Source organism: Arachidicoccus rhizosphaerae (assembly GCF_900107765.1).
GTDB classification, from domain to species: domain Bacteria; phylum Bacteroidota; class Bacteroidia; order Chitinophagales; family Chitinophagaceae; genus Arachidicoccus; species Arachidicoccus rhizosphaerae.
Window position 1 is genome coordinate 94044 of record NZ_FNQY01000006.1, and the last position, 26184, is coordinate 120227.

Below are 26184 nucleotides of genomic sequence, written 5' to 3' on the forward strand. Positions count from 1 at the left end.
TTCCTGTTACCGTTACCACGGAACGGCTCCCTGACGGCTAAAAAAGCCGCCTGTAGGGCCATTTTGGTCAATGGTTGCATATTGGACGATAACTTTAGCAGCCTCCTCAACCGTGTTAAAGCCTTGATAGTTGTTCAGGTTAGTCGCTGTATAGCCAGGCGTCACGCTATTGATTTTGAACGCTTTGTTCTTTAGCTGGCCGGCCAGAAGGACGCTTAAGGCGTTGAGTGCGGTTTTTGAGGCGCTATAGGCATCGTAATTCAGGTAGTTAGCGCTGTCAGTAGCTAAATGGGTATGGAGCGACCCCAGTTCACTGGACACATTGACGATGACTGGCAGCGGCGCTTTTTCCAGTAAGGGTAAAAAGGCCTGTGTAACCTGAACCGCCCCGAAAAAATTAGTTTCAAATAGGACCCTCAGATTACTTAACGCCCCCTGGTGAATACTTTGATCCTTATCTCCTGCAATGGCCGCATTATTAATCAGAATGTCCAGAGCGCCGGCCTCCGCTGCTACCACTTGTGCGGCGGAGTGAATGGAATCGGTGCCCGTGACATCTATTTGGAGTAAAGAGATGTGCCGGGCGCCTGCCTCTTGTAAGGCTGCCACGGCCACCGCTCCCTTCGCCCTGTCTCTGGAGCCTATATATACATGGTATTTGTCATTATCCAGGGCCAGTATTTTTGCGGCGGCCAGACCAATGCCCTGATTGGCGCCCGTGATCAGTACTGTTTTCATTGGGTGAATTGTTGTCGTTTTAAACATTGTTTTCCTATGACTGACCTTGATAAATACGGGTAAATTCCGGGAGGTAATCCCGCAACTTCACTTTTCCGAGCGCGGGACGATGGCGGTAATAGTCCTCATACATGCGGCCCTCTCTCATGGATGATTGCATTTCTGTAAAACCTCTGGCGATGGATTCAGGCAGGCCGTTTTGCGTCAGGTTCTGCACCATCTGCTCGTCCGGTATGGTGATCCATTTTAAATCCGGGACCCCGATAGCTGCTCCCAGCATATCTGCAATTTGCTGGCAACTGATTTCTTCGCTGGCAATATATTGAACGGTTCTGCCTGCAAAGGGACTTAATAATGCCGAGGCCACGGTATCTGCGATATCATAAGGAGAGACCCAGGGCTTTTTAGTTTCCCCGCCATAATTGCTGGCAATGATTCCCTTTTCCTTAATGAGGGGAATAAAACCCAGCAGGTTATAATAAAAGCCAACGGGCCGCATTATCTTAAAATCTACATCAAAAGGCAACTGGTGGTAAATTTGTTCGATCAGATATCCATATTCAAGGATGCCGTTGCCACTGGCCTTGTCTGCACCCACGGTACTTAGAAAAACAACTTTTTTTATACCGGTCCGCTGGATGGCCGTTATATAATTTGTGGCAATCTGACGCGTACGGTCCAGGAGCTCGTCTTTAGACAGCTTAAATCCGGGCATGGCGACCATGGCATACAATATGTCAGCACCCGTGAAGGTCCTTGTCAGAAATTCGAGGTCTTCTATTTTGCCTAGCGCTGCTGTTGCGCCTATGGATTCAATTTGATTTTGTTTTTCCGGATTGCTACTGATAATGGTTACCTCCTGCTGCTGCTTAATCAGTGAAGTCGCAAGTGGCCTGGTAATATGGCCCAGAGAGCCGGTAAGGATAATTTTCATATTTTTTATTTAATGTTAGGTAAAAGGAGTTGTCTTTTGCTTCAGCAAAGGTGGCAGTTAGTTACCCCTTAATTGTAGCCGAATCATAGATTATTGTATCCAAAAATCATATGCGCTTTGGTGGCCGTGTACTTTGTACTGTGTACTGTGTGCTGGCCAGGTGATGATGGGTCATGGCAGCGTCATAGCCGCATTATGGCAACTGCTGCTATCATTAAAAAGCCGGCCATTTGCTTTGAGAGGCAAATAAGTGGCCGGCTTTTTAATGAGCCCAAAGGTGGAAATTAAGACAAGGAGGCTTTAATCAAGCGCTTCAGATCTCGTTAATTTTTGGGCGGATCGGTTCTGTCAGGGGTTAAATCAGGCAGATACATGCGCCAGGTGTTAAGTTTTGCGGCGAGCTGCTGCACCAGCTTTTTGTGATCCGCAGCAAGATTAGTCGTTTCATATTTGTCTTTATCCATGTCATATAGCTCCGCGTCCGATAACTTGCCATGAAAATCCATCAGCAGTTTCCATTTACCCGAGCGGATAGCCAGGTTGGGGCTTCGGTCCCGGCCTTTGGGATAATTAAATGCGTAGGTGTTTCTACCATATTCCCAATACATATCCTTATTTCTGGCAGCGGGCTGTCCCAGCAGCACAGACACCCTGTTTTCTCCATCCCCTTTATAATTAGCCGGCAGCAGGGCGCCTGCAATGGCGGTGAGTGAAGGCAGCATATCCGTGGAATTTAATACGGAACTGCTGTCAATATTTCCTGCCGGAACGTGACCCGGCCATTTTATGATAAAAGGCATCCGGATGCCCCCTTCATAGAGTGAAAGCTTTGAGCCTCTCAGGCCGGCGGCGCGGCTGCCCCGGAAGCTGGGCAAAGGCCCGTTGTCACTGGTAAAAATAACCATTGTATTTTGATCGATACCCAGCTGTTTTAACCCATCCAACAGCCGTCCGATCTGCAGGTCATATTCTTTTAATACCAGTTTAAAGGCTGCTTCCTGTTCCGGGTTCATGGGGAACTTGCCCTCGTACACCTGGTCGACGTAAGGAACCCAGGGCGTATGCATATCATCCGGCCAGAGGTTGACAAAGCAGGGCTGCCCTTTATGTCTTTTTAGAAAATCCAGCGTTTTGTCAACAAAATACCGGGTTCGGTTCCATCTTTTAATACTGTCTTTATCAGACCAGATCCAGTCGGTGGCCGTAATCAGGGAATCCGGGTCGGGGCTTTCATAAGTACTGATGTGCTCATCAAATCCGTACTTATCAAAATTCGGCGCATTTTTAATATCCCTGCCGCCGCCCATATGCCATTTGCCAAAATGGCCTGTCGCGTATCCTGCCGCTTTTAAAATTTTTGCCAGTGACGGCGCATGGACGTTCAGGTAGTTGGCCTGCTCCGCCAGGCCGTTACTGCGACGGTCGTTTAAAAAGGTCGTGAAATTCCATTCAGCAGGGAACATGCCGGTTAAAAGGCTTACTCTGGAAGGGCTGCAAATAGGTGCAGCGCTGTAATACTGTGTGAATTTGGTGCCTTCCCTGGCGATACGGTCTATATTCGGCGTAGAAACAAATTTGCCGCCGAATGCGCTGATGTCGCTATAGCCCATGTCATCGGTCAGTATAAAAATTATATTGGGCTTTTGCTGGGCATAAAGGATCTGGGTGAGTGCCAGAAGTGCAACGCATATCAGTATCCGTTTTTTGACTGTTTTCATGGAAAGTAGCATTTTAGAAGATCGTGACCCGGTAAAAAAGGATGATCGGGCTGTCAGATACTCCAGTACCGGAAGCCTCCCTTTAGAGGCCTTATAAAGTTATAAAAGCTTGTATTAAAAGTCCGCAAACCAGCACTAAATAACAATTTGTTTAATAGTATAGATAAGAAATCCGCAGCGACGCTACCTTTGCCCTTTTATTCTTTAGACAGATGCTCAGGCAGGCTTTCTAACCGGTCCCGCTACAGTTTGATGGGCCGGCGCATCAAGAGGCAGTTCTATAATAAATACAGATCCGTTTTGGGATAGGGCGCTTTGCTGGTCACTTAAATAGAGTTTTCCTCCATGGGCTTCGATGATTTCCCGGCTCGTATAAAGGCCGAGGCCAAAAGGGATTTCGCCTTTTGTGCCTGAGCGTTTAGCGGAGGTAAAGGGGGCGAATATCTGATCTTTAATCTCTTCGGGGATGCCGATGCCATTGTCTTTTACTTTTATAAAAATGGTATCCTTTTGTTTATACAGACTGACGACCGTGGCAGCTTTCTCTCCACTGAATTTAATGGCATTAATTACCAGATTGTCTATGACCCTGATAAATAGGTTTTTATCAATGCTGGCCATCTGGTTTTTGCTACTGCATTTGTATAAAAGAACCTGTTTTTTTTCAGCAGCTCTGTATCTCAGCAGCTGGATACTCATGGCAATGATTTCATCCAGGTTGAGTAGTTGTTTATTGAGATGAAGTTGCCTGTCAAAATCTGTTTCGAGTAATTTATTAATCAGTTCTTTACTGTTGTCCGCAGCCATATGGATCATACCGACCAGTTCACTGTTCTCTTTGTCAAGCGACTGCTGCTTTAATAAGGAGGAAATACTGAAAATAACGCCTATGGGATTGCGCAGGTCATGAGCAATGACTTTAATGAGTTTATCATAATTAAGGTTGAGCGTATTTAAAGCATTTTTAGCTGCTTCAGCCTGTTCGTATTGCAGGCGAAGTATTTGTTGGTTTTTGCGGGCCTTTTTTCGGCTCTGCCATACATAAATAAGTATGATCAGCGCTAACAGGCAGATCAGTCCAATCATAAAGGCGAGCCGGGTCGTATAACTGCTTTTTTGCCGGGCTTTTTCCAGTTCTTTTTCCTGCAGCGCATAATCAACATAATCTACGCCTGAGCTATTGGAGAGCTGAACCTGTTTGTCAATCAAATTCAGTAGTGTGTCACTATACTCAAGCGCCTTTTGCGGATCTCCCGCTTCCTTATAATATTCATAGAGTTTTCTGGCATACATTTTAAAGTATAAATTGTACTTTTTTCCTCTGGCCAGTTGGTAGCCCTGATTTAAATAGCTCAGACACTCAGCAGGTGAGCTTTTTTTAAGCCGGTCTGCCATATCAATGAGCATATCCATCGCAGCAAAATTCAGGCCCCGGTTCAGCGCATTTTGCGTGGTTTGTTGAAGCAGCTTAAAGCCATCTTCGGTGTTGCCCAAATCTATCTGCCGGTCTGCAATTAACTGATCCAGGGCCGTTAGCACCCGGGTATCCTTATATTTTTCTGCAATGGCTCTTATTTTGCCAAAATAAAAAGTAGTGGAGTCGTTGGAGTACTGATCAGGGTATTGAAGCAGGTAATTATAATATAATAAGGATAAGATAGAATCCTGCTTTAAATGATTGCCCAACTCAATAGCCTTCTGGTAAGTGAAAAAACCTTTATTTCTGTTGCCGGATTCCACATATACCATGGCCATATTCATATAGGTCTGTACAATATTAGAACTGTCTTTTATTTGCTGATAGATGCCCTGGGCCATGTTGAAATAGCGAAGGGCCAGTGTCGGGTTACCCTTTGTGTCATAAAAGGCTCCAAGATTATTGTCCAGGTCAGCCCTTCCTTTTGGATAGTCAATGTCCCTGAGCTGCGCTGTGGCCAGCTCAATATAATGAAAAGTGCTGTCAATGCTTTGTTCATACATTTCCATAGCCAGCCGGTTTAGCTGATCGATGTCTCTTTTTTTCTGATCAGAAACGGTGGAGATGTTCTTTTGGCAGCTGCCTGGAAAAAGTCCGCAGTACCCAATCAGAGAGGTGGCTAAAATGATTTGTATATATTTGAATATATTGCCCGATTGACGCATATTGATCTAAATAGGGTCCTGTAAAACGTTTTTAACCGGCTATAAACAGTAATGGTTGCTGATACAACTACTTTAAGGATTTTGGTCATTTTTTGGAGATTCCATTCCCAAAATAGGATCAAGCGGTTTTACCTTTAGGATAAAGATAAGAAATTCAGTACCAAAAGCAGCCAGGAGTTTCAGGCCCTGAAACCAGTCGCGGTATAAGTTTGGTAATCTGTGGAGAGGTGCAATGGACTGAATTAAGGGTTGTAAATCAATATTTTCCTTTTCGCGTAAATGATTTTCCGTTTTTGAATACTTTCTGAATTTTGGCTGTTCTAATTTTGCGAAGCGAAAATAATTAAAGTCGGATTATTTGTTATGTATTCATTATTACTTCTCATTTGCTGTGTAGGCTTTTTCTGCCTGTATAATACTTCTCAAAAAGCAAAACTATCAGGTGACGGGTCTATTGAGCGTTGGCTGCAATCCAATGTGGGGCTGTCCAGGATATTTGGAATAGCAGCGATAGTGATATCTCTGGCAGGCTTGATTGTAAAGGATGGCGCGGTAATGGGAACGATGAGTGCCCTTTTGATGACCATGGCTGCCGGCTGTTATATCATAGGCCTTGCCCCATTTAGGATCATAAGAATTCAGCATATTTTGGCACTTGGGCTGTTCGCTTTTTTACTGGAAATTTTAATTTATTAATATGCCTGCCAATAAAAAACATCTGACGGCTTCTCCCTGGCAACGACTGCTTAAAGTGACTGCCGCATTTGTTGGGGGTTATATGGTCTCCATGAGCTTTCATTTATTACTGATGGCATTTATGGACAGGACCACTGTATTTATCACCATGCGGTTCTCCGTATATATCCTCTGGGCGGCTTTAATGGTGATTGCCTTTTTAGCCAAAAATGGCTGGAAAATCTGGGGCATTTACCTGGGATTAAGTCTTATTTTCTTTTTACCATATCTGTTAAAGATGATGGGTAAATAATTTATTCGATGAACCTTAGAAATTATAATATCTATTTTCATACACATACGATCAGTGGGATTATTATCTCATTAATATTATATGTCATCTTTTTTGCCGGCTCTTTTGCCTTCTTTAAAACAGAGATTGCCAGCTGGCAAAAAAATACACCTAATAGCGTGGTGGAGAAATCGGGAACCGATATGAACCGCATCCGTGATACGATGGCTGCCGGTATGGATTTATACGGCCGTGATCTGTATATCACGTTAAATGAACGAACAAGCAGGATGACGGTCTCCGCTTCCGCCTCTAAGGATACCACGATTAAAGACAAGGGCGGTTTTTTTTATATGGATGCCACCAGCTTTAAAAAGCAGGATTACCGCAAAAGTTATGACCTGGGCGAATTTCTATACAGACTGCACTTTCTGGCTCCTTTGAATGTAATCGGAGGCAGAGGCTTTCTTTTTGGGTATTATCTGGCCGGTCTCGTAGCCTTTCTGTTTTTATTTGCCATTATTACCGGTACCCTGGTACACTGGAAAAAGATTGTCAGTAATTTTTATGTGTTCAGGCCCTGGGAAAAATTAAAAACACTCTGGACGGATATACATACAGCCCTTGGGGTGATCACACTGCCGTTTTTATTTGTATTTGCGGTTACAGGCACTTATTATTTGGTCAGTTTTCCCCTGGTGACCCAGCCAACGGCTAAAGTGCAATATGGAGGAAGTACGGACTCGCTATTTCAGCAAACCATCCCGGGCCGTACAAATTACGCTTTTGAAGACAAAAAGCTCAATCACGTACCTGATTTGAACGCCTATTTTAAGGATGCGCAGCAAAAACTTAAAGGCGCTGAACTCCGTAATCTGATCGTTTATAATTATGGCGATCAGGGAATGCGTATCCGCATAAGTGCGGTTAACCAGCAAAGAAGCTTTACAGAACCCGGCACTGTTATTTATAATGGTAAAACTGGAAAAGTGGAGAAACTAACGCCGATTGACCAAAAAGGGTCCTATATAAAGGCGGTCGACAGCCTGGTGTATAGTCTGCATTTTGGCAATTATGGGGGCAATATTGTCCGTATATTATATTTTTTACTAGGGATAGCCGGGTGTATTGTTATTATTTCCGGAGTGATGATCTGGCTGGTGGCCAGAAATAAAAAAAATATCCCGGAGAAAAAGCGCCGGTTTAATGAGTGGCTCGCCAATATTTATTTGTCGGCCTCCATTGGTATGTATCCGGTGACAGCCGCTGCTTTTATTGCGGTCAAACTAAATCCCGGTGCTGACAGAGGTTTTGTGTATAGTTTTTATTTCTGGGTATGGTTGGTCATTACCATTTTATTAGTACTACGCAGAAATAATTATAAAACCACCAGAGATTGTTTACTGATTGGCGGGTTACTGGGTGTGGCGATACCTATTGTAAATGGCCTTGTGACAGGTAACTGGATCTGGGTGAGTATGCGCCATGGATATACAGACATCTTATTAATTGATTTATTATGGACGGTGATAGGTATTACATCACTTGTGACCTGGCTGCTGGTTGTCCGCCAGCAACAAGAAAAGTTACTGCACAAGCTGTCACCCTCCGGAGTTTAATCTGAAAGAATATGCTTAGAAGGTAGCTGATTTCTAAGTAATAGCAGAAAGGCTTGTTTTTCCTGCATCAAAGGAGCAATTTAGTTTTTGCCTGAACAAAAGGCTGATTGCCCTCTTCTTTTAGAAGGGCAGTGGCGGAGCCTTGTCTCAACGCTAAAGGGGATTTGGAATTATTCAATTACACATATGTCGATTACATCTATTTTCAGAACTAAAATGAGATTACGCGGTGCCGGATTAACTGCCTTGTTAAAAACAGGAAGCCTTCTTGTCTTTTTACAGCTGATCCTGGCCACCGGTACATTTGGACAAAGCAGTAACCCGGCTGCTGATCAGGCGGTTATTACCGGACAGGTGTCCGGTAAAGAAGGGGAAGCTTTAGCGCATGTAGCCATACAGTTGAAGGGCTCCAACATCGGTGCATTAACGGATAAGGAAGGTCATTATGAGATTGCTGTACCTATGGGGAAGCAAAGGTACACCTTAACCTTTACCTATGTCGGGTATGCCGGTGAGCAGGCGGAGATAAGCGCTGCTGAACTAAAAAATGGACCTGTTTATATTCATATTAAATTAAATAAGCTGGATCAGAAAGATCTTCAGGATGTATATGTCCTGGGCAGATCCGCCAATGACCTGGCCAACAGACAATCCTATAATGTTACTGCCATAGATGCAGAAAAACTCCATAATTCAACCCTTGATATTGCGGCGGCTTTGGACCGGGTATCCGGTGTAAGAGTAAGAGAGAGCGGAGGAGTGGGGTCTGACTTTAATTTTTCACTCAACGGCTTCTCCGGCGGGCGGGTTAAGTTTTTTATAGACGGTATCCCCATGGATGATCTGGGCTCATCATTTCAGATTAATAATATACCGGTGAATCTGGCTGAAAGGGTCGAGGTATATAAAGGTGTCGTCCCTATCTGGCTCGGATCTGACGCGCTGGGCGGTGCCGTAAATATTATCACCGGCAACAAAAAGGCCAATTATATAGATGCTTCTTATTCCTATGGATCATTTAATACGCATAAAACCAACCTGGCGGCAGCGGCGACTTCTAAGAAAGGATTTACTGTTCAACTGAATGCCTATCAGAATTATTCTGATAATGATTATAAAGTGACCCTGGACGTCTCTGATATTAATACAGGGGCCTATAGTCCCAATACGACCGTCAGAAGATTCCATGATAAATATCACAATGAGATGGCCATCGCCAATATTGGCTTTCTGGATAAAAAATGGGCCGACAAATTTTTAGTGGGTATTTCTGTAGGTAAATCCTATAAGGAGATACAGACAGGCGCAAGAATGGTCTCTGTATTCGGGGCCTATCATACAAGAGGTAATATCTTAATGCCCAGTTTTAAATATGAAAAAAATGATTTGATTAAAGGGCTGGATGTAAAGCTGAATGCCAATTATAATTTTGGGAAAGAAACTTCTATTGATACCGCTAACAGAAGATACGATTGGTATGGAAACTATAAGCAGTATAGCGGGACCGGGGGCGAGCGTTCCAGGGCTTATTTTGAGTTTGGCAATAACCTGGGTATCGCCACGGCCTCTTTGCAGTATTCACTGGCAGACAATCAGCAGCTTGCCTTAAACGATGTGTTTACGCATTTTAATCGTAAAACCACTGACCTGCTGCTGGAAGGTAGCAGCCTGTATCATCAGCCGCAGAAAACTGATAAGAATGTACTGGGGTTGAGCTATAAGTATGACATCGGTAAATCAGCCAGCTTCACCTTTATTGGCAAACATTTACATCAGCATGCCTATACCAGACTTTCTTATAATCCGACCGGTAACTGGGGAGACGTGGCCTATAAGGACGTCTCTGCCAATACAGATAAACTGGGCTATGCGCTGGCTATGTCCTATTACCTGCTTCCCAATCTTGAAGCCAAACTTTCCTATGAAAAGGCTAACCGTTTACCGGACAATGAAGAGCTATTTGGAGATATGATCAATCAGGACAGCAATTTTGATTTAAAACCGGAGTCCAGCCAGAATGTGAACCTGGGCTTTATGTATAATTTTAAATTAAATGAAGTGCACCGGTTTTTACTGAACGCTACAGGAATTTATCGCAAATCCACTGATTATATCTATAATATTTTCAATAATAATCAGACAAAACTGGTGGCTGCCAATCTGGATGGGGTCCGTAATCTGGGGGTAGAAGCAGAGCTCAGGTATTCTTATCAAAAGCGCTTTTCGGCAGGGGTGTCTGGCACCTATCAAGATTTGCGCAATATGCAAAAATATGAGCCTGAATATGAGACGGTGAGTGTGGTATATAAGGACAGGCTTCCCAATGTGCCTTACTTATACGGTAATGCGGACGCATCTGTTTTTTTTCATGATGTGTTTAAAAAAGGAGATCATCTGACCGTCGGCTATAACCTGCTCTATGTCCATGCCTTTTACCTGTACTGGCCCAGCAGAGGATCATCCTCGGATAAGTATGGAATTCCCATGCAGCTCTCCCATGACGCCAGTATTGTTTATTCCATGAAAAACGGTAAATATAATATTGCCCTGGAGGGCCATAACCTGGCTGACAGGCTGCTTTATGACAATTTTAGTCTGCAAAAGCCCGGCAGGTCCTTCAGTATTAAATTCCGGTATTTTATCAATAAAGCTTCCAAATGAACAGCTTTTTAATCTGTAAAAGAGGATAAGAATGACCATTATTATTCATCAACATAGTTATACAATTCAATAAAAATCTAATATTATGAAAACGACTAAATTGTTATTGGGTGCCTTTTTAGCACTTAATTTTGGACTGTGGACCGCCTGTAGCAAATCTGATAAGCCGGTGGATACCGGTGGCGGAGACAGCGGGACGGAAGGGAAATTTATTATTGCCGCCACGCCGGCCGCCACGCAGGGAGTGGCAGATTATCTGTTAACCACAGACAATCTGGATCAGGGAACCTTGAGTACTAAAAACAACGGAGTAGAGCAGGACGGAACCTGGCGTTATTATACCACTTCAGGTAATCTGTTTTTCAGTATGTTATATGGCCAGGGGAATCCCGGAGCCGTTACTGCCTATAAACTGGACGCTGCCGGTGCGCTGCAAAAAGTCACTAATTTTCAGACGGAAACCGTACAGGCTTTTGCCCCGGTGGATAAAGATATCCTGCTGATGAAAATTGCCCGCAGTGCGTCAAACGATATCTCGCACTGGTATAAAGTAAATACGGAAACCCTGCAATTAAATGGCGAAGGAGAAATCAACACCCGGGCACTGGCAGGCAATGGAGAGCTTGCTCATTTTTCCTGGCTCACCCAGGTAGGCAATAAAGTATTTGCCCCTTACTTCAGTATAAAAGCAGACGGTGTGGATGGATTCGGGACTAAATATCCGGACAGCTCCTGGATTGCCGTATTCAATTATCCGGATATGAGCTTAAATACGGTCATCCGGGATAACAGAACCAGCTTTATCGGCGCTTATTTCACAAATGGGCTGGAAGTAGATGAAAAAGGAGATGTATATGCCTATGCTTCTCCGAATGCCACTTCTAACGGAGTCATTACCTCTACCACTCCCTGCGCTTTTATGCGTATCAACAGCGGCACTACGCAATATGATAAAAGTTATTTCTTTAATATCTCCGAAAAATCCGGAGCTTCCTATATCAGTTTTAAATTATATCTGGGTAACGGCGCTTTCTTACTGGGAATGACTGATCCGGAGAACCCGGCCAGCGGTTCAACGGACAGATTTGCCATCGCCAATGTTTATAACCAGACCTTTGCCTGGGTAACAGGAACGCCTGATCCTGCCAAAATAACTTCCGTATCTGAGCTCAACAGTTATTCACCAAAAGATGGCAAGACCGGCTATGTAGGTATTACGACCAGTGACGGCAAAAGCGCGGTGTATAAGTTCGATGCTGCATCCGCCACAGCCAGCAAAGGGCTGGAAGTGGAAGGAGGTACGATTACGGCTATCAGGTGGCTGCCTTCAAAAGCCTAGGCTATTTCAAAAGAGCAGACTTTAAGCTGAGATTCAAAATAGACCATTCCTGTTCATTTTTTAGACAGGGATGGCTTTTTTTTTGATTGTTTTGCATGGATGTCAAGCTCCAGGGTCTTTACTTTGAATTTTACCGTTATTTTGGGGCAAGACAAAAACGGACAGTTGGAAAAGCGATTGTATCAAAAACGGACACCTGATCCGAAGATGTATTTTTAATTGATTGATTATCAAGTTCTGTTTTATTGGCATATTGTTTAATGATCTTAGTGCCCGCCCTTTTCCTTAAGTGGGAGGTAAGGACACAGGATGATCCATCAAAATGTAAATCGCCATGTTTAAAACATATCTGAAAACTGCCTGGCGCAGTCTGATTAAACATAAAGTCAATTCCATTATTAATATAACGGGTCTTGCCATCGGACTTGCCTGTTCTATTCTGATAACCCTGTATGTTGCGGATGAATTAAGTTATGATCAGTTTTTTCCCGGTAAGCAGCAGATTGTCCGGGTAAATACAGATTTTAATTTCGGGGGCAGGGAAATGAAAATGGCACAGAGCTCAGATATCATGGGCCCGACCCTGAAAAAAGATTACCCGCAGGTGCAGGCCTATACCAGGATTTATAATAATGACGGGGCCAGGTTAATCAAAAAAGATAATGAATACTTTAACGAGAAAAGGGTAGCCAGCGTTGATTCAACTTTTTTTGAGGTATTTGAGTTGCCGGCCATTGCCGGGGATCTCAGCCATGCTTTAGATAAACCAGGTACGGTGGTCGTTACTGCCAGTGCGGCAAAAAAATATTTTGGAACGACAGATGCACTGGGCAGGCGATTAGAAATTAAAAATGAAGATTCCATAAAGCCTTTTCTGGTCACAGCCGTTATCAAAGATATGCCGGCCAATAGCCAGTTCCAGTTTGATTTTTTGTTTGATATGCAGGATGTGCATTATAATTGGGGGGCCGCGACCAGTCATAATTTTTATACCTATTTAAAACTGAAAAAAGGTACGGATTACCAGGCATTCGAAAAGCATTTCCCTGAGTATGTACATAAATATGTGCTTCCCTATGCGGCCAGGTTTATTGATGTCTCTTCGATGGGGGCTGATAGCGTAAATCAAATACTCAGCTATTCTTTGATGCCGCTGACAGATGTGCATTTGCATAGTGACCGACTGTCCGAGATATCTCCCGGCGGCAATATCCAGTATGTATATATTTTCAGTGCGGTCGCCTTGTTTATCTTACTGATGGCCTGCATCAATTTTATTAACCTGACAACGGCAAAATCGGGAGCCCGGGCCAAAGAAGTTGGCGTAAGAAAGGTATTTGGTACGGATAGGAAGCAGCTGATCTATCAATTCCTGCTAGAGTCGATTGTTATGGTCGTTATCGCTATGTTATTTGCCCTTTTGCTAGACTTTTTTCTGCTTCCGGGATTCAATGAGCTGACAGGCAAGAACCTGAGTTTTTCTGTCCTGCTTTCACCGGGTTTTTTGCTGATGCTTGTGCTGCTGCCCTTGGTAGTTGGCTTCATGGCAGGGATCTATCCAGCGTTTTTTCTGTCCGGTTTCAGACCGGTCCAGGTGCTGAAAGGGAAATTCAAAATAGGGGGTAGGTCCGGTAAATTCAGAAACGGTCTGGTTGTTTTCCAGTTTTCTATTTCCATTATTCTGATGATTGCGACCATTGTGGTGTACAGGCAACTCCATTATATCCAGACAAAGAACATTGGATTCGTAAAAGACCAGGTGCTGATATTAAATGAGACGGGACCTTTAGCAGACCATGCGACAGCATTCAAAAATGAACTGCTTAAAATGCCGGAAATAAAATCGGGTACCTTTAGTGGTTATTTACCTGTTTCCAACTCATTTAGAGCAGATAATTCCTATTCGGCTGCACCGGTAATGACATCTGCCAACGGCTTCTCTATGCAGGACTGGAAGGTCGATGAGGATTATATCCCTACTTTAGGGATGCAGTTAGTCCAGGGCCGGAATTTTTCCAGGGATTTTGTCAGTGATTCAACGGCAGTCGTTATCAATGAAACGGCCGCAAAATACCTGGGTGCCGGTAATCCGGTGGGTAAATATCTGTACGGGACAGATTATCAGGGCAATATCCTTAAATATCACGTTATCGGTGTGCTGAAAAACTTCAATTATGAATCCTTACACAGTAATATAGGGCCACTCGGGTTATTTCTAAAATCCAGTCCCTATACCGCCTCTTTTAAAGTCAGTACTTCCAACATGGCTCAGCTGATTGACCGTATTAAAAATGTCTGGGAGAAATTCGCCCCGGGGATGCCTTTCAGTTATAGATTCCTGGATGATTCCTTCAATGAAATGTACCTGACGGAGACCAGGGCGGGGACAACGGCCATTGTGTTTGCTGCTCTGGCGTTATTTATAGCCTGTCTGGGATTATTCGGTCTCGGGATGTTTGCAGTAGAGCAGCGGACCAAAGAAATCGGGATCAGAAAAGTGCTGGGTGCCAGTAATCGGGGAATTATTCAGCTCTTATGCAGGGAGTTTTTGTTACTGGTGCTGCTGGCCTTTGTAATTGCCGTTCCGGTGGCCTGGTTCTTTATGCACTCCTGGTTACAGGAGTTCGCTTTCAGGACGAATTTTGCCTGGTGGATTTTTGCAGTAGCCGGCGGGGCCGCAATGCTGATTGCGCTGTTCACGATCAGTTTTCAGGCAATTAAAGCAGCCATGAGAAATCCGGTCACTGTGCTGAAGGCAGAATAGGAGGTTAAGAAGTTTAGCTATATTCTCCTTATAATGAATGACTTAAGATATTGTCAGGAAGCAATGCGTCTGTAGCTCCCACGCCCGTTGCATCAGGAAGGCCAGGGGGCATTGCCCGCTTATGATTATAATTAAATGTTATCGAGTTGTATTATTAACAATAAGATTGCTTTTGCCGGATTTTATTTCCCGATAGGGGTTTTGTAATTCTGAATTTTTCCTGAATTCGTAAATGATTGCTATAGTGGCGTTTTAATTTTGCCCCCTCTTAAAATAATTAAGTTAGAAACCAAATGAAAGGAAGCAATTTATTAATCAGAACTACAAGTTTATTGGCACTGTTTTGTGCTATTATGATGAGTCTTTCCAACAACCTTTTTGCCCAAAGCGGAGCCACAGGTGTGATTGAAGGCCGTGTATTAAACGCAGACCGCAAACCGGAAGAAAATGTGGTGGTGTCTTTGAGCCCCTCTGATAAACTGGTGGGAACCAGCGATGACGGTCACTACGAGTTCAGAAATGTACCCTATGGTACCTATACTATTTCCATTAAATCCCTGGGTGTTTCTGCTAAAACCATTACAGTTGAAGTATCCGACAAAAAAATAAAGGCAGAAGATATTATACTTAAAGAAGAGGCGGATGAGCTGGAAAGAGTGATTGTCTCTTCCTCTTATCGCCACGTTAATAAAAACAGTGATCAGGTAGCCAGAATGCCAATGGATTATATTGAAAATCCACAAAACTATGCGGTGGTGCCTAAAGTCCTGTTAGAGGATCAATTGGCCACTACCACGGAGCAGGCACTGGTAAATGTACCGGGTGTCAGCAACCTGTCTGTTGTAGGGGGTAGCGGTGGATCTTCTCTTACTTTCCGTTCCAGAGGCTTTGCCAACGGATCTGTAATTTTGCGCAATGGCGTATCCTCCGGTTATGTAACACTGACTGACCTGTTTAATGTGGAAAGAATTGAGGCTATTAAAGGGCCTGGAGGTACTTTGTTTGGTGGTAATGAAAGCGCTTCCTATGGTGGCGTTTATAATATGATTACCCGCCAGCCACTGGAAGTGAGACGCGGAGAGCTGTCTTTTACCACCGGTTCTTATGAAATGGCCAGAACCACTATTGACTACAATACACCGCTTAATGAAGACAAGACTGCATTATTACGTGTAAGCGGAGTTTATGATTCCAGAAATACTTTCCAGAATCTGAGTCAGCAAACCGTAGGCTTTGCCCCTTCTTTACAGGTACAGGCAACTGACCGTTTAAAATTGAATTTTGACGGATATTATTATAAATCTGTTCGCCCGGTTGTATTATTTGGTTATAATATTCCTCCAGGCGTAACAGGTCAGACAACCAGCGTTCCTTCTACCGTGGAAGAGCTGGGTCTGGATCCTAAAAATCCTTATTTTACGACTGATTTAAACGGTGAACAACAAACAATCTGGGCCAGTGGAAAGGCGGATTATACCATTTCTCATGACTGGCATTCTCAGACGCTTTTCTCTGTTTCAAGAAGTAATAACAATACGCCTTATATCACGCTGCGTATCAATAAGCCGACTACAGATGCGACAACCTCTATCGTTAGAAGTATTACGGATATCCCCCACAGTTACCTGGCTACCCAGCAATTCCAGCAGAATTTTATCGGTGATTTTAAAATCGGCAGCTTAAGAAACAGAATGGTTATCGGATTTGATTATTTCCGTACCAGTGTGGAATCTTACCGAGCTTCGCTGTCTTATGATCAGATATCCGTGGATGCCACCGGTGCCGCACTAATTATCAATTCTGCCAGAGTAGACAGCCTGAGAAGCAATGCAAAATACAGTTATAGCAACGATGCTACCAATAGTTACGGATTATATGTATCAGACGCCTTAAATATAACGGATCGTTTACTGTTAATGGGTAGCTTAAGGGTTAACCGTTTTGAACAGGTAAGCGCAGATTACAAGCAGACTTCTTTGTCTCCAAAAATTGGGTTGTCTTATCAGATTATCCCTCAGGTCTTATCCGTATATGGTAACTACAATAACGGGTACAGAAATGTGGGTTCCAAGGATTCTGCCATGCACCTGTTAAAACCAGAATATGCGAATCAGTTGGAAGGGGGTATCAAATTTGATCTGTTCCAAAACCGTCTGACAGGAACCTTGAGTGTATATGATATCAAAGTTAAAAATATTGCCAGACAGGTTACAAACGAAGATTATTATGTACAGGACAACACCCAGAAAAGCCGTGGGGTAGATATCGACATCCTGGCTACTCCGGTAACCGGTTTAAATATCGCCATGGGTTATGGTTATAATGATATCCGTTATACGGAAGACAGAGGTAATGTCGGATTTTTAAATAACAGGGTTGAATGTTCTCCTTATAACACAGGTAATATCTGGGCTTCTTATCAGTTTACAGCCGGTAGCTTAAAAGGCTTAGGATTTGGAGCCGGAGGTAATGGTCAGAGCTCTACTTATATTAATAATTTAAATACCATCACGCTGAATGGATTTGCCGTGGCAGGAGCAAGTGTATTCTATAATGCCTTGAAATTCAGAATTACGGCAAAACTGGATAATATAGCTAATAAGAAATACTATACCTATAATTCCTGGATGCTTCCTGGTCAGCCGAGAATGTTATCCTTTAACGTAACCTATCGTTTCTAAGAGGCGAAAGGCCATAAATTGAGTAAATCAGCTTGTAAGCACAGCACGGTTTTCGTGCCTGTGCTTATGCTGCTAAAAGGGGGAACCATGAAAGGAGAGAAAAAGAGTAAAAAAAGCAAAAAATCGGTTTTCAGCCGCGTCAATGCCTGGCTGCATCTCTGGCTGGGAATTTTCAGCGGTGTTATCCTGGTCTTTGTGGCACTGACCGGTACCATGGTCGTCTATGGCGACGAGATCATTGACTGGTCTGCCGGCAGTGCCCGGTATGTACAAAACGTATCTACTGAGCGCCTGCCAATGGAAAAGCTGATGGTCGGCGTGACTTCGGCCTATCCCCAGGCAAAACTTTCGGAGGTGACCGTTTACAAAGACCCGCACCGCAGCGTACGGTTCAGAGCTTTTTCCAAAGAACAGGGGCTGGCCTTCGCCTATGTCAATCCTTATAACGGAGCCGTATTGAAATATGATAATACGGGTAATTTCTTTTTTGTTGTAGCACACCTGCACTCCAGCTTCCTATGGCATGGCCCGGGGACCTGGATAGTAGATATTGCTACTATCATTTTTTTAATAGAACTGATTTCCGGGATTGTTCTTTGGTGGCCTAAGAAATGGACCAAGAAAACCCGGGACGACAGCTTTAAGATTCGCTGGAAAGCCAGGTTTAAAAGAGTGAATTACGACCTCCACAACGTACTGGGTTTTTACTCTTCCATTTTAGCACTTATTCTGACGGTAACCGGTTTGATTATTGCATTCAAACCTGTTTTTGAGTCTACTGCCCAGATCTTCGGTGGTGATATACAGACGCCCTGGCAAAAACAAATGCCCAAGGCAGAACCTGCTCTGCAGGCAGTTCCATTAAATCAGGTTATCAATGCCGCCTTTACGGAACATCCGCAGCAGCGCATGGCTCAGGTCTGGATCTTTAATATCTCTAAGGAGGGCTATTATACTGTTTTTACCGGAAGTAATTTTGGTCTGAAAAGCTCAGAAAACTCAAAGATAAATTTCTATGATAAAGTCTCTGGAAGGCCGATTTCAATACCTGAGAAAAGCCTGAGAGGTGAATACGTAGAAAATTATGTCTGGCAACTGCACATGGGTACCTGGATGGGTCAGGTGGGCAAACTATTTACCTTCCTATGCGGGCTGATCTGTACCTCCTTGCCGATAACCGGTTTTTTGATCTGGTGGCACAGAGGACGCAAAAAGAAGAAAAAATCATTCAAACAGCCTCTTCCACATAAAAAGCGTCCGGAGGAGCAACTGGAGATGGCTTAACATCTGGAAGTATGCATTTTTGACGGTTACTTTTACTTACTTATAAAGGAGTCCGCTGCGAGATCTATATATCATGGATAATGCTGCGGACTTTTTGTATTGGCAAATAAAATGATAGTATCGGAAAGCATAGGAAAGTAAAAGTGAAAAAATAGAACCGTCAAAGGTCAATGGGGCTTGCTGAAAAAATTATTTATGGTATCCTGAGATGTAGGTAAATCGGGCCTGCGTCTTTAAAAATTATTTGGCTTCCTACAATCCCCTCTTTACCCCGTTGTCGTGAATTCAATTCTATTCCCGTTGGTGATTTAAAAAAGAATTCTGTCATATAAGGTTGTTCCATTTCAAATTATTAATAAATTTACAGATGAAGAAAATATTGTCAATCAGCATTTTAATACTTTTTTTAATTTCCTCAGTCTTATTGTTTTTTGATGAAAATTTCACTAATTATTTCAAAAAAGAATTAAGGCTAATTAATGTGATTGGCTGGGGATACGTCCTTTATCTATCCTTCATGCGTAGAAGAAATAAGGAATAATTATGGTTCTTCATCAAAATCCGTGTGGAGGAGACTGGGGCTTTCTGTTCTTCTTATTTCCGTGATCTTCATCCGAATCCCAAAGCATTGCAAACATTGAATAATAATCTGGTACAACAGAAAGACCTAAGGAAAAGGTGAAGTCACCTCGTTAATTATTATTTTACTGAAAATAAGTATAAGTGGCAAATATATAGGCAATAAATCACTAAATTTTTGCTCTGAAATTTTTTTTTAAGTTAGGTAGACAGATAGTAATCGTAATTTGTTTGAGAGGAGTAGTTGCTAAGTGGGATTGTGTCGCCATATTTGATTGTTGATAATTTATTTAATGTATTTGTTTTCAATTAGTAATCAAATTTTGAAAGATAATTAATTTAGATTCTTTGGCTAATACAATTGGCGGATCAATGAGTAATACTAAATTGTTGGGAAAACGTTTTATACCAAATTTACACCTGGATTGTTGTAAGTTACCTGATAACCAGTTGTTTTGAACATACTGTATTGGCAAATAGGAAAGCAAAGGTATAATAATGGAAAAATAATGGCTAGTAATTTTATTAAATTCTGGGACTTAAGTTTTTGGGTTAATTTGGTTGAGGAATTATTTGTCCTAACTTAAATTCATACCTTCGGGCAAGTCGGAAGCTAGTATATGTTGATGTAAATTATCAATTCGAGAAATGTAGAGTTACCAGCAAAAAAGTTAATTTCAATTGTAAAAATACTATAATAGGTTATTGTACATGGATATCAAAAGTTATAAGAGTTCGGATTTTGTAAATGATATAAAACAAATGCTTGCTCAAGCACGTCAAAAGTCCTATCAAGCAGTTAATTCTAGCATGGTAGAAGCTTATTGGCTTATGGGTAGAAGAATTGTTGAGGAGGAGCAACAAGGAAATGATAAAGCTAATTACGGAGATGAATTATTAAAAAAGTTGTCGCAGGCTTTAACAAATGACCTTGGGAATGGTTTTTCTTATTCTAATTTGCGAAATTTCAGGCAGTTTTATCTTACATACCCTGATATTGAGATTTGCTACACACTGTGTAGCAAATTGACATGGAGCCATAATCGTTTGATTATGAGGGTTGATGATCCTCTGGTCCGTAAGTTCTACCTTGAAGAGGCAGCAAGTCAAAATTGGAGCGTGAGGGTGCTAGAGAGGAATATCAATACTTTTTATTACCAACGTGTGTTGAGCACGCAAAAACGAAGCATCCCGCACGATTCTAGCCCAATAGCAGCAGGAGGTGGAAACCCAGAAGATTTTATCAAAGATCCTTATGTCTTTGAATTTTTCAATATCCCTGAGCCATTAAGTGCAACAGAAAATCAAATTGAGTCTGCATTAATTGACAATTTACAAAGGTTCTTACTGGAACTTGGGAAGGGGTACTCATTTGTGGGTAGGCAAATTCGTATAAGTACTGAAACGTCACATTTTTATATTGATTTAGTCTTTTATAATTATATACTCAAGTGTTTCGTTTTATTTGACTTAAAGGCAGGAAAACTTACGCATCAGGATACAGGGCAGATGGATATGTATATCCGAATGTTTGACGATTTGAAAAAGCAGGAAAATGATAATCCTACAATTGGTATTATTTTGTGCGCTGAAAAGGATGAAACTGTGGTCAAATATAGTATCTTGGCCGAGAATAAACAGCTCTTTGCTACTAAGTATATGCCATATTTGCCGACGAAAGATGAACTGAAGAATGAAATTGAGCGAGAAAAACGAATTTTTAATCAAAAGAATGAAAAAGATTAGTATGATTGTTACCCCAAACTGGAGAATCAAAGATAAATTTGAAATACAAAGGACGGTAGTTAGTTAGTTCTGTATGCTTATTTGTTGTGCCATATTTTTTTTATTACTAATTTATTTGTCTGGTGTGTTACACCTATACTACACCTCATTTGTTGTAATTGATTGATAATTATAATAGTTGAATTTACTGTATTGGGAAATAGGAAAGAAAAGCACTATCTTGGTAATTAAATGGATTGAAAGTGTTTTATTTGTAATCTTTGTTATGCTTTTTGCCAATACAAATATTAATATTTAATAAGTTCAGCTGCACTAACTTTGTTTTTGTATTTTATTTACTATTGGTTAATGGTCTAATGAATTCAAATTGAGTTTAATCAAGCTAGTTACTTATTATTTTTATAAATATGAAAGAAAATGGACAGGAGCTTTATTCGCCGAAGGAGTATAATCATTTAAAACAACAAATTGGGAATTTATTTATTGAAGGTCGGTCAAAGGCCGGCTATACAGTAAATAATATTTTAGTTCAAACATATTGGCATATAGGGGCAACATATTGTTGAATTTGAACAAAGTGGTAAGGTTAAATCCGAATAGGAAGTTTATTACTGGAAAGACTTTCTGCAGATTTAAGATTGGTGTATGGGAAAGGATTTAGTAGATCCAATTTGACATATATGCGTAAATTTTATTTGTCTTTCCCAATTAGTGAGACGGTGTCTCACTAATTGAGTTGGAGCCATTATTTTGAAATTTTAAAAGCCGACAATAATTTAGAAATTGAATTTTATACAAAACAGTGTGAAAAAGAGAATTGGAGTGTTAGAGAGTTAAGGCGTCAGATGAAATCTATGTTATTTCATAGAGTTGCTTTGAGTAAGGATAAGGAAGGGGTATTAGCAATTGCTAACAAAGGTGCTGAAATTAACCAACCCTCAGGTATAATTAAGCAACCTTATGTATTTGAATTTGCTGGCATTCCTGAAAAATATCCATTCCTTGAAGGTGAATTAGAAGAAAAGTTAATTTCGAATCTTGAAGCATTTTTGCTTGAACTGGGAAAGGGCTTCGCTTTTATTGGGAGGCAATATAGAATAACATTATCTAACCGCCATTTTTACGTCGACCTAGTCTTTTATCATTATAAATTAAAATGCTTTGTGCTTATTGATTTGTTATGTGGGGTACAACATAAGAACTGAAAGCAAGGGCGTTTCTTCCTGAGCATCCTGGCCAATTAAATTTTCACCTAGGAGTACAATGCCTGACACCCTTAAGTGTTTATAAAATGACCGAAATGCCAAAGAATACCTGCCGGATCATGTAAAAAAAATTCCCTGCCCCAGGTTTCTTCTTTGATTTCACTGAGCCTTGTCCCTGTAAATTGTCTGGGCAGGTTAAGCGCTTTAATCTGCCGGTGACAAGTATCCAGGTCTTCAATTTCAATAAAGAGCATGGTATTTTCTATCCAGGCTTTATCATAATAATCCTGGAGATAGAAAACAACGTTTTGATTCACACATACCGATAATGTAGGGCCTATCTGAGTTACAGTAAAACCCATGGCTGCATAAAAACGAGCGGAGACGGCGTAGTCTTTGGCGCCGATAAAGGGTCTGGTAGAAAGAGCATTTAATTGCATCATCTGGCTTGATTTGTATGATTTAACAGCGTCCAATAAAGAGAGCCTTAAATTCTTAAATAAAATTAGCCCTAAAAGGCGAAGGGGAGCCGGAAAATTTAAATTCTACATCTGCTCCGGAAAAATTGCTTTTATTTATAGTACATTTGATGAGTGTTATATAAAACTATTAGTAAAGGTGCGTGTAAACATCCATTTTAATTACCTTGTCCAGTTCAGACCTCTCAGGAAAACAGCGTAAAATAATCCATATTGATATGGATGCGTTCTACGCGTCCGTAGAACAGCGGGATTTTCCGGAACTCCGGGGGAAGCCACTAGTTGTCGGAGGTTCTCCTGAGGGAAGAGGAGGTGTTGTGGCTACCGCTTCCTATGAAGCCCGGAAGTTCGGGATACATTCCGCGATGTCCTCCAAAACGGCAGTGCGTTTATGTCCTGAGGTTATTTTTGTTTATCCTCGTTTTGATGTTTACAAAGCCGTTTCCAGAAAACTACATGAGATTTTCCACCGGTATACAGATATTATTGAGCCCTTGTCTTTGGATGAAGCCTATCTGGATGTAACGGAAGATAAGTTAGGCATAGGGTCTGCTATAGAAATTGCCGGAGCCATTAAAAAAGCCATTAAAGAAGAGCTGAAGCTGACGGCTTCGGCCGGTGTATCGGTCAGTAAATTTGTGGCCAAGATTGCTTCAGACCTGGAAAAGCCGGACGGCCTTACTTTTATAGGTCCTTCCAAGATTGAAGCCTTTATGGAGTCCCTGAAAGTGGAGAAGTTCTACGGGGTGGGGAAGGTAACAGCAGCCCGTATGAAATCCATGGGGATTCACACAGGAGCTGACCTTAAAAAATTTGAGAAGACCGAGCTGGTGCGCCGTTTTGGCAAGGTCGGTGTGTTCTACTATCACATTGTCCGGGGAGTGGATGACCGGCCGGTGCAGCCGTTCCGGGAGACAAAATCAATCAGTGTGGAAGACACCTATCAGCAGGATCTGACAGATAAACAAGACATGCTCGTGGAACTGATGGTGCTGGCTAAAAGGCTGCTGGAAAGATTAGAAAAGCACGCGCTTAAAGGAAAGACACTGACCTTGAAGTTTAAATTCCATGACTTTACTATTATCACCCGCAGTAAATCAATTGACTGTGCTATAGACTCGCTATCGCTTTTAGAATCCCTGACCCTTATGATTGTGGATAAAACGGACCTGACAGATAAGCGTGTCCGGCTACTGGGCATAGGCGTATCTAATTTTCTGCAAACAGATATTCCGCCAACAGATTCCGGGCAGAAAACAGCAAACACTAGAAAACCAGGCCATGGTCAGGACGCACAAAAAAATGGGACCGGCAATGCCGGACCCATTCAACTAAAATTATTTTAAGGCCTATTGGCTAGGTTGTAAAAGGCGTAAAGGCCGCCAGCACTTCTGAAGGGATGTCAATCTGCTCATAGGTATCTGCCTTAACAAAAAGCAGGGACTGAGATCCTTTGCCGAGTAATCTTTCTTTCTGATCCACAATACGGTGTTCCAGGGTCGCAAATTTGCGGTTAAAGTTCTTGACCTTTATTTTTACTTTGATAATATCAAACTCCCTGGCCTCCAACGCAAATTTATGCTCAAAAGAACGGGTCAAAATTAAAAAGGCGGTTTTTTTCAGATCAAAATCAGGCAGACAGTAATTAAAAAACAGCTCTCTGGTTTTCCCTACCCACATGGCATACATCCCAAAATAGACATTACCCACGGAGTTGGTATCACCATAGGTAGCCCTGAAAGCATGGACATACCATTTATCCTGGACATATTCGCTGGCAATATTGTCGGAGCCTGCTAGCTGGGTGGCGGCAGCGGAATGGACGGGCGTGTCCAGCGAGTCTGCTTGCCGGACATCTTCGAAACTATCCGTCTGACCATCCTGAAGCGGTTGGTGGGAGGATTGGATGGCAGCAATGGGTTTTCTGGTCGCCAGCCAGCCACCGACAATCACCGGTATCAAGGTGCCTGCTATTAAAAGAATGGGTTCCAGATGTATATATCCCAGTCCTGCAATGACCAGGGATAAACAGCTGATCGCGAAAATCTTAGTCTTCGCCAGATGGATTTCTAAAGGATTGTCGCCTAATGATCTGATGATTAATATAATGGCGTAGCTCACAAAATAGGTCGCGAAGAAAACCATAAAATATTCCAACTCTAAATTCGCTTCAATAGCCACGAGCGCCGTAATGGCAGCTGCTACAAATAAGGGGATTGGAGAGGTCAGCAGGCTCTTGGGCAAAATGGAATAAAGCATATTCTTGCCTTCTTTGACATGATGCTGTAAATGCCATTTTACGGCGATATAGCCACTGTCAAGCGTCGTGATAATACAGATAATCAGAAATGCAAAGTAAGCCAGTGGTAATACTCCGGTCAGATTGGTGCCCTGAGAAGTCAGCAGCCGGGTGATCATGTCCTGCGCATAAAATATTCCATCTATGCCCTTTCTGGCATAAATGCCTGCTCCTTGCTCCATGGCCCAGAGGGTCAGGCTGCCATGAAAAAGTAGAATGGCGAAAAATAACAGGGAACCGACCAGATATCCTGCCCTAATGGAGGTTTTCTCTTTGTGCATCTCAATGGCTCTTTGCCATTGTTGTAAATCCAGCCAGGGACCGGTGAAAAAACCGACACATACCGGAATCAGATAACCCAGGAAATTCAGGTCGTTTTTTGGAGCGTTACCCATGCCGGGCAAGGAAGCTACCGTGTCTTTGGTGACCCAGATATAAATACCCAGAATAATCAATACGCCATAGAAAAATGCGTGACTGTATTTTATCTTGGTAATCCCGAACTGCTCACCCAGTAAAAAGGCAATCGCCAAAAGGGCAATAACGACCAGTAAAAGCAGTAATAAGGAGTTGGCCAGATCCAGTGCCTGGAATAAATATCTGGTTAACGCAAATATGGTCAGCGATAAGGCGATAAACTGATAAAATAAAAATACGGAAGACAGCTTGGTGGACCATTTTTGAAAGATCAGTTCCAGTGACTGACCCGGTTTAGCCTTTTTGGCTATATGGGCCGTTCCGGCTCCAAACAGAAATAAGCCGATGGCATTGGGTATTGCAAAGGACAGTAGCCCTTTTAAGCCAAACTGAAAAGTAAATTGTACCGCAAAGAATAGTCCGAGTCCCCAGGTCCAGGATAGTGCTACAGAGCTTCCCCAAAAAAGGGATTTAGAAGCAGATGATTTCATAGTATGGATGGACATTCAACATGTCCATATGGTAATTATTTTAAATTTATATATGGATGACCTGAACTAAAAATTATATTAAATTATTGAGTATCAGTTGTTTATTAATTTGGGCCACAGT

General features: G+C 42.2%; 17 protein-coding genes and 1 pseudogene. 12 read left to right on the forward strand and 6 right to left on the reverse strand.

What is annotated here, in order from left to right; genetic code table 11:
- Nucleotides 1-12 precede the first annotated feature (12 nt).
- The 4 genes from BLU80_RS06855 to BLU80_RS06870 all read right to left on the reverse strand — a co-directional run bounded on the left by BLU80_RS06855 (nucleotide 13) and on the right by BLU80_RS06870 (nucleotide 5532).
- The gene (locus tag BLU80_RS06855; RefSeq protein ID WP_091395575.1) at nucleotides 13-738 is read right to left on the reverse strand and encodes an SDR family NAD(P)-dependent oxidoreductase; all 726 of its coding nucleotides are present in this window, start codon (nucleotides 736-738) and stop codon (nucleotides 13-15) included.
- 34 nt (nucleotides 739-772) lie between these two features.
- Nucleotides 773-1672, reverse strand: coding sequence for an SDR family oxidoreductase (locus BLU80_RS06860; RefSeq protein ID WP_091395577.1), 900 nt, complete (start codon nucleotides 1670-1672; stop codon nucleotides 773-775).
- A 323-nt stretch (nucleotides 1673-1995) separates the two neighbouring features.
- Nucleotides 1996-3390, reverse strand: a complete 1395-nt coding sequence (locus tag BLU80_RS06865; protein ID WP_091395580.1) for a sulfatase family protein — start codon at nucleotides 3388-3390, stop codon at nucleotides 1996-1998.
- Nucleotides 3391-3606: 216 nt separating this feature from the next.
- Complete coding sequence (locus BLU80_RS06870) at nucleotides 3607-5532, reverse strand: sensor histidine kinase (protein ID WP_091395582.1); 1926 nt, start codon at nucleotides 5530-5532, stop codon at nucleotides 3607-3609.
- Between the two features lie 363 nt (nucleotides 5533-5895).
- Here BLU80_RS06870 and BLU80_RS06875 point away from each other — a divergent pair, with 363 nt between their 5' ends.
- The 11 genes and pseudogenes from BLU80_RS06875 to BLU80_RS19705 all read left to right on the forward strand — a co-directional run bounded on the left by BLU80_RS06875 (nucleotide 5896) and on the right by BLU80_RS19705 (nucleotide 22377).
- A complete protein-coding gene (locus BLU80_RS06875) occupies nucleotides 5896-6228 on the forward strand; it encodes a hypothetical protein (RefSeq protein WP_091395585.1) in 333 nt (110 codons plus the stop codon).
- A 1-nt stretch (nucleotide 6229) separates the two neighbouring features.
- Nucleotides 6230-6520 carry a hypothetical protein gene (locus tag BLU80_RS06880; protein WP_091395587.1) on the forward strand — a complete coding sequence of 97 codons (291 nt, stop codon included), beginning with the start codon at nucleotides 6230-6232 and terminating at the stop codon, nucleotides 6518-6520.
- 8 nt (nucleotides 6521-6528) lie between these two features.
- Nucleotides 6529-8118 carry a PepSY-associated TM helix domain-containing protein gene (locus BLU80_RS06885; protein WP_091395590.1) on the forward strand — a complete coding sequence of 530 codons (1590 nt, stop codon included), beginning with the start codon at nucleotides 6529-6531 and terminating at the stop codon, nucleotides 8116-8118.
- A gap of 186 nt (nucleotides 8119-8304) precedes the next feature.
- Nucleotides 8305-10779, forward strand: coding sequence for a TonB-dependent receptor (locus BLU80_RS06890; RefSeq protein ID WP_091395592.1), 2475 nt, complete (start codon nucleotides 8305-8307; stop codon nucleotides 10777-10779).
- 85 nt (nucleotides 10780-10864) lie between these two features.
- Nucleotides 10865-12118, forward strand: coding sequence for a DUF4374 domain-containing protein (locus tag BLU80_RS06895; protein WP_091395594.1), 1254 nt, complete (start codon nucleotides 10865-10867; stop codon nucleotides 12116-12118).
- Between the two features lie 334 nt (nucleotides 12119-12452).
- The gene (locus BLU80_RS06900; RefSeq protein ID WP_091395596.1) at nucleotides 12453-14882 is read left to right on the forward strand and encodes an ABC transporter permease; all 2430 of its coding nucleotides are present in this window, start codon (nucleotides 12453-12455) and stop codon (nucleotides 14880-14882) included.
- A gap of 293 nt (nucleotides 14883-15175) precedes the next feature.
- Nucleotides 15176-17563 (forward strand): TonB-dependent siderophore receptor, encoded by a 2388-nt coding sequence (locus BLU80_RS06905; RefSeq protein WP_091395599.1) that lies wholly within the window; start codon nucleotides 15176-15178, stop codon nucleotides 17561-17563.
- Between the two features lie 87 nt (nucleotides 17564-17650).
- Nucleotides 17651-18847: a PepSY-associated TM helix domain-containing protein gene (locus BLU80_RS06910; RefSeq protein WP_091395601.1), complete on the forward strand. Its 1197-nt coding sequence runs from the start codon at nucleotides 17651-17653 to the stop codon at nucleotides 18845-18847.
- A gap of 1290 nt (nucleotides 18848-20137) precedes the next feature.
- Nucleotides 20138-21172: a PDDEXK nuclease domain-containing protein gene (locus BLU80_RS06915; RefSeq protein WP_091395603.1), complete on the forward strand. Its 1035-nt coding sequence runs from the start codon at nucleotides 20138-20140 to the stop codon at nucleotides 21170-21172.
- Between the two features lie 611 nt (nucleotides 21173-21783).
- Nucleotides 21784-22029, forward strand: a pseudogene (locus BLU80_RS19960) (DUF1016 N-terminal domain-containing protein); the annotation flags it as partial.
- Complete coding sequence (locus BLU80_RS19705; RefSeq protein ID WP_262482920.1) at nucleotides 22027-22377, forward strand: DUF1016 domain-containing protein; 351 nt, start codon at nucleotides 22027-22029, stop codon at nucleotides 22375-22377. The pseudogene BLU80_RS19960 and the gene BLU80_RS19705, both read left to right, overlap by 3 nt.
- Before the next feature lie 71 nt (nucleotides 22378-22448).
- Here the strand turns inward: BLU80_RS19705 and BLU80_RS06925 are convergent, their stop codons facing one another.
- Nucleotides 22449-22820, reverse strand: a complete 372-nt coding sequence (locus BLU80_RS06925; RefSeq protein WP_211481784.1) for a VOC family protein — start codon at nucleotides 22818-22820, stop codon at nucleotides 22449-22451.
- 254 nt (nucleotides 22821-23074) lie between these two features.
- Between BLU80_RS06925 and dinB the strand changes: the two genes are divergently transcribed.
- Nucleotides 23075-24202: a DNA polymerase IV gene (dinB, locus tag BLU80_RS06930; RefSeq protein ID WP_091395868.1), complete on the forward strand. Its 1128-nt coding sequence runs from the start codon at nucleotides 23075-23077 to the stop codon at nucleotides 24200-24202.
- Nucleotides 24203-24212: 10 nt separating this feature from the next.
- Here the strand turns inward: dinB and BLU80_RS06935 are convergent, their stop codons facing one another.
- Nucleotides 24213-26078, reverse strand: coding sequence for an acyl-CoA thioesterase (locus BLU80_RS06935; RefSeq protein ID WP_091395606.1), 1866 nt, complete (start codon nucleotides 26076-26078; stop codon nucleotides 24213-24215).
- Between the last annotated feature and the right edge of the window lie 106 nt (nucleotides 26079-26184).

Coding starts and splice junctions, on each gene's coding strand:
- BLU80_RS06935 (WP_091395606.1), bottom strand. CDS start 26,078: ATGTCCATCCATACTATGAAATCATCTGCTTCTAAATCCCTTTTTTGG.
- BLU80_RS06895 (WP_091395594.1), top strand. CDS start 10,865: ATGAAAACGACTAAATTGTTATTGGGTGCCTTTTTAGCACTTAATTTT.
- BLU80_RS06855 (WP_091395575.1), bottom strand. CDS start 738: ATGAAAACAGTACTGATCACGGGCGCCAATCAGGGCATTGGTCTGGCC.
- BLU80_RS06925 (WP_211481784.1), bottom strand. CDS start 22,820: ATGATGCAATTAAATGCTCTTTCTACCAGACCCTTTATCGGCGCCAAA.
- BLU80_RS06865 (WP_091395580.1), bottom strand. CDS start 3,390: ATGAAAACAGTCAAAAAACGGATACTGATATGCGTTGCACTTCTGGCA.
- BLU80_RS06870 (WP_091395582.1), bottom strand. CDS start 5,532: ATGCGTCAATCGGGCAATATATTCAAATATATACAAATCATTTTAGCC.
- BLU80_RS06880 (WP_091395587.1), top strand. CDS start 6,230: ATGCCTGCCAATAAAAAACATCTGACGGCTTCTCCCTGGCAACGACTG.
- BLU80_RS06890 (WP_091395592.1), top strand. CDS start 8,305: ATGTCGATTACATCTATTTTCAGAACTAAAATGAGATTACGCGGTGCC.
- BLU80_RS06915 (WP_091395603.1), top strand. CDS start 20,138: ATGGATATCAAAAGTTATAAGAGTTCGGATTTTGTAAATGATATAAAA.
- BLU80_RS06875 (WP_091395585.1), top strand. CDS start 5,896: ATGTATTCATTATTACTTCTCATTTGCTGTGTAGGCTTTTTCTGCCTG.
- BLU80_RS19705 (WP_262482920.1), top strand. CDS start 22,027: ATGTTATTTCATAGAGTTGCTTTGAGTAAGGATAAGGAAGGGGTATTA.
- BLU80_RS06905 (WP_091395599.1), top strand. CDS start 15,176: ATGAAAGGAAGCAATTTATTAATCAGAACTACAAGTTTATTGGCACTG.
- dinB (WP_091395868.1), top strand. CDS start 23,075: ATGGATGCGTTCTACGCGTCCGTAGAACAGCGGGATTTTCCGGAACTC.
- BLU80_RS06900 (WP_091395596.1), top strand. CDS start 12,453: ATGTTTAAAACATATCTGAAAACTGCCTGGCGCAGTCTGATTAAACAT.
- BLU80_RS06860 (WP_091395577.1), bottom strand. CDS start 1,672: ATGAAAATTATCCTTACCGGCTCTCTGGGCCATATTACCAGGCCACTT.
- BLU80_RS06885 (WP_091395590.1), top strand. CDS start 6,529: ATGAACCTTAGAAATTATAATATCTATTTTCATACACATACGATCAGT.
- BLU80_RS06910 (WP_091395601.1), top strand. CDS start 17,651: ATGAAAGGAGAGAAAAAGAGTAAAAAAAGCAAAAAATCGGTTTTCAGC.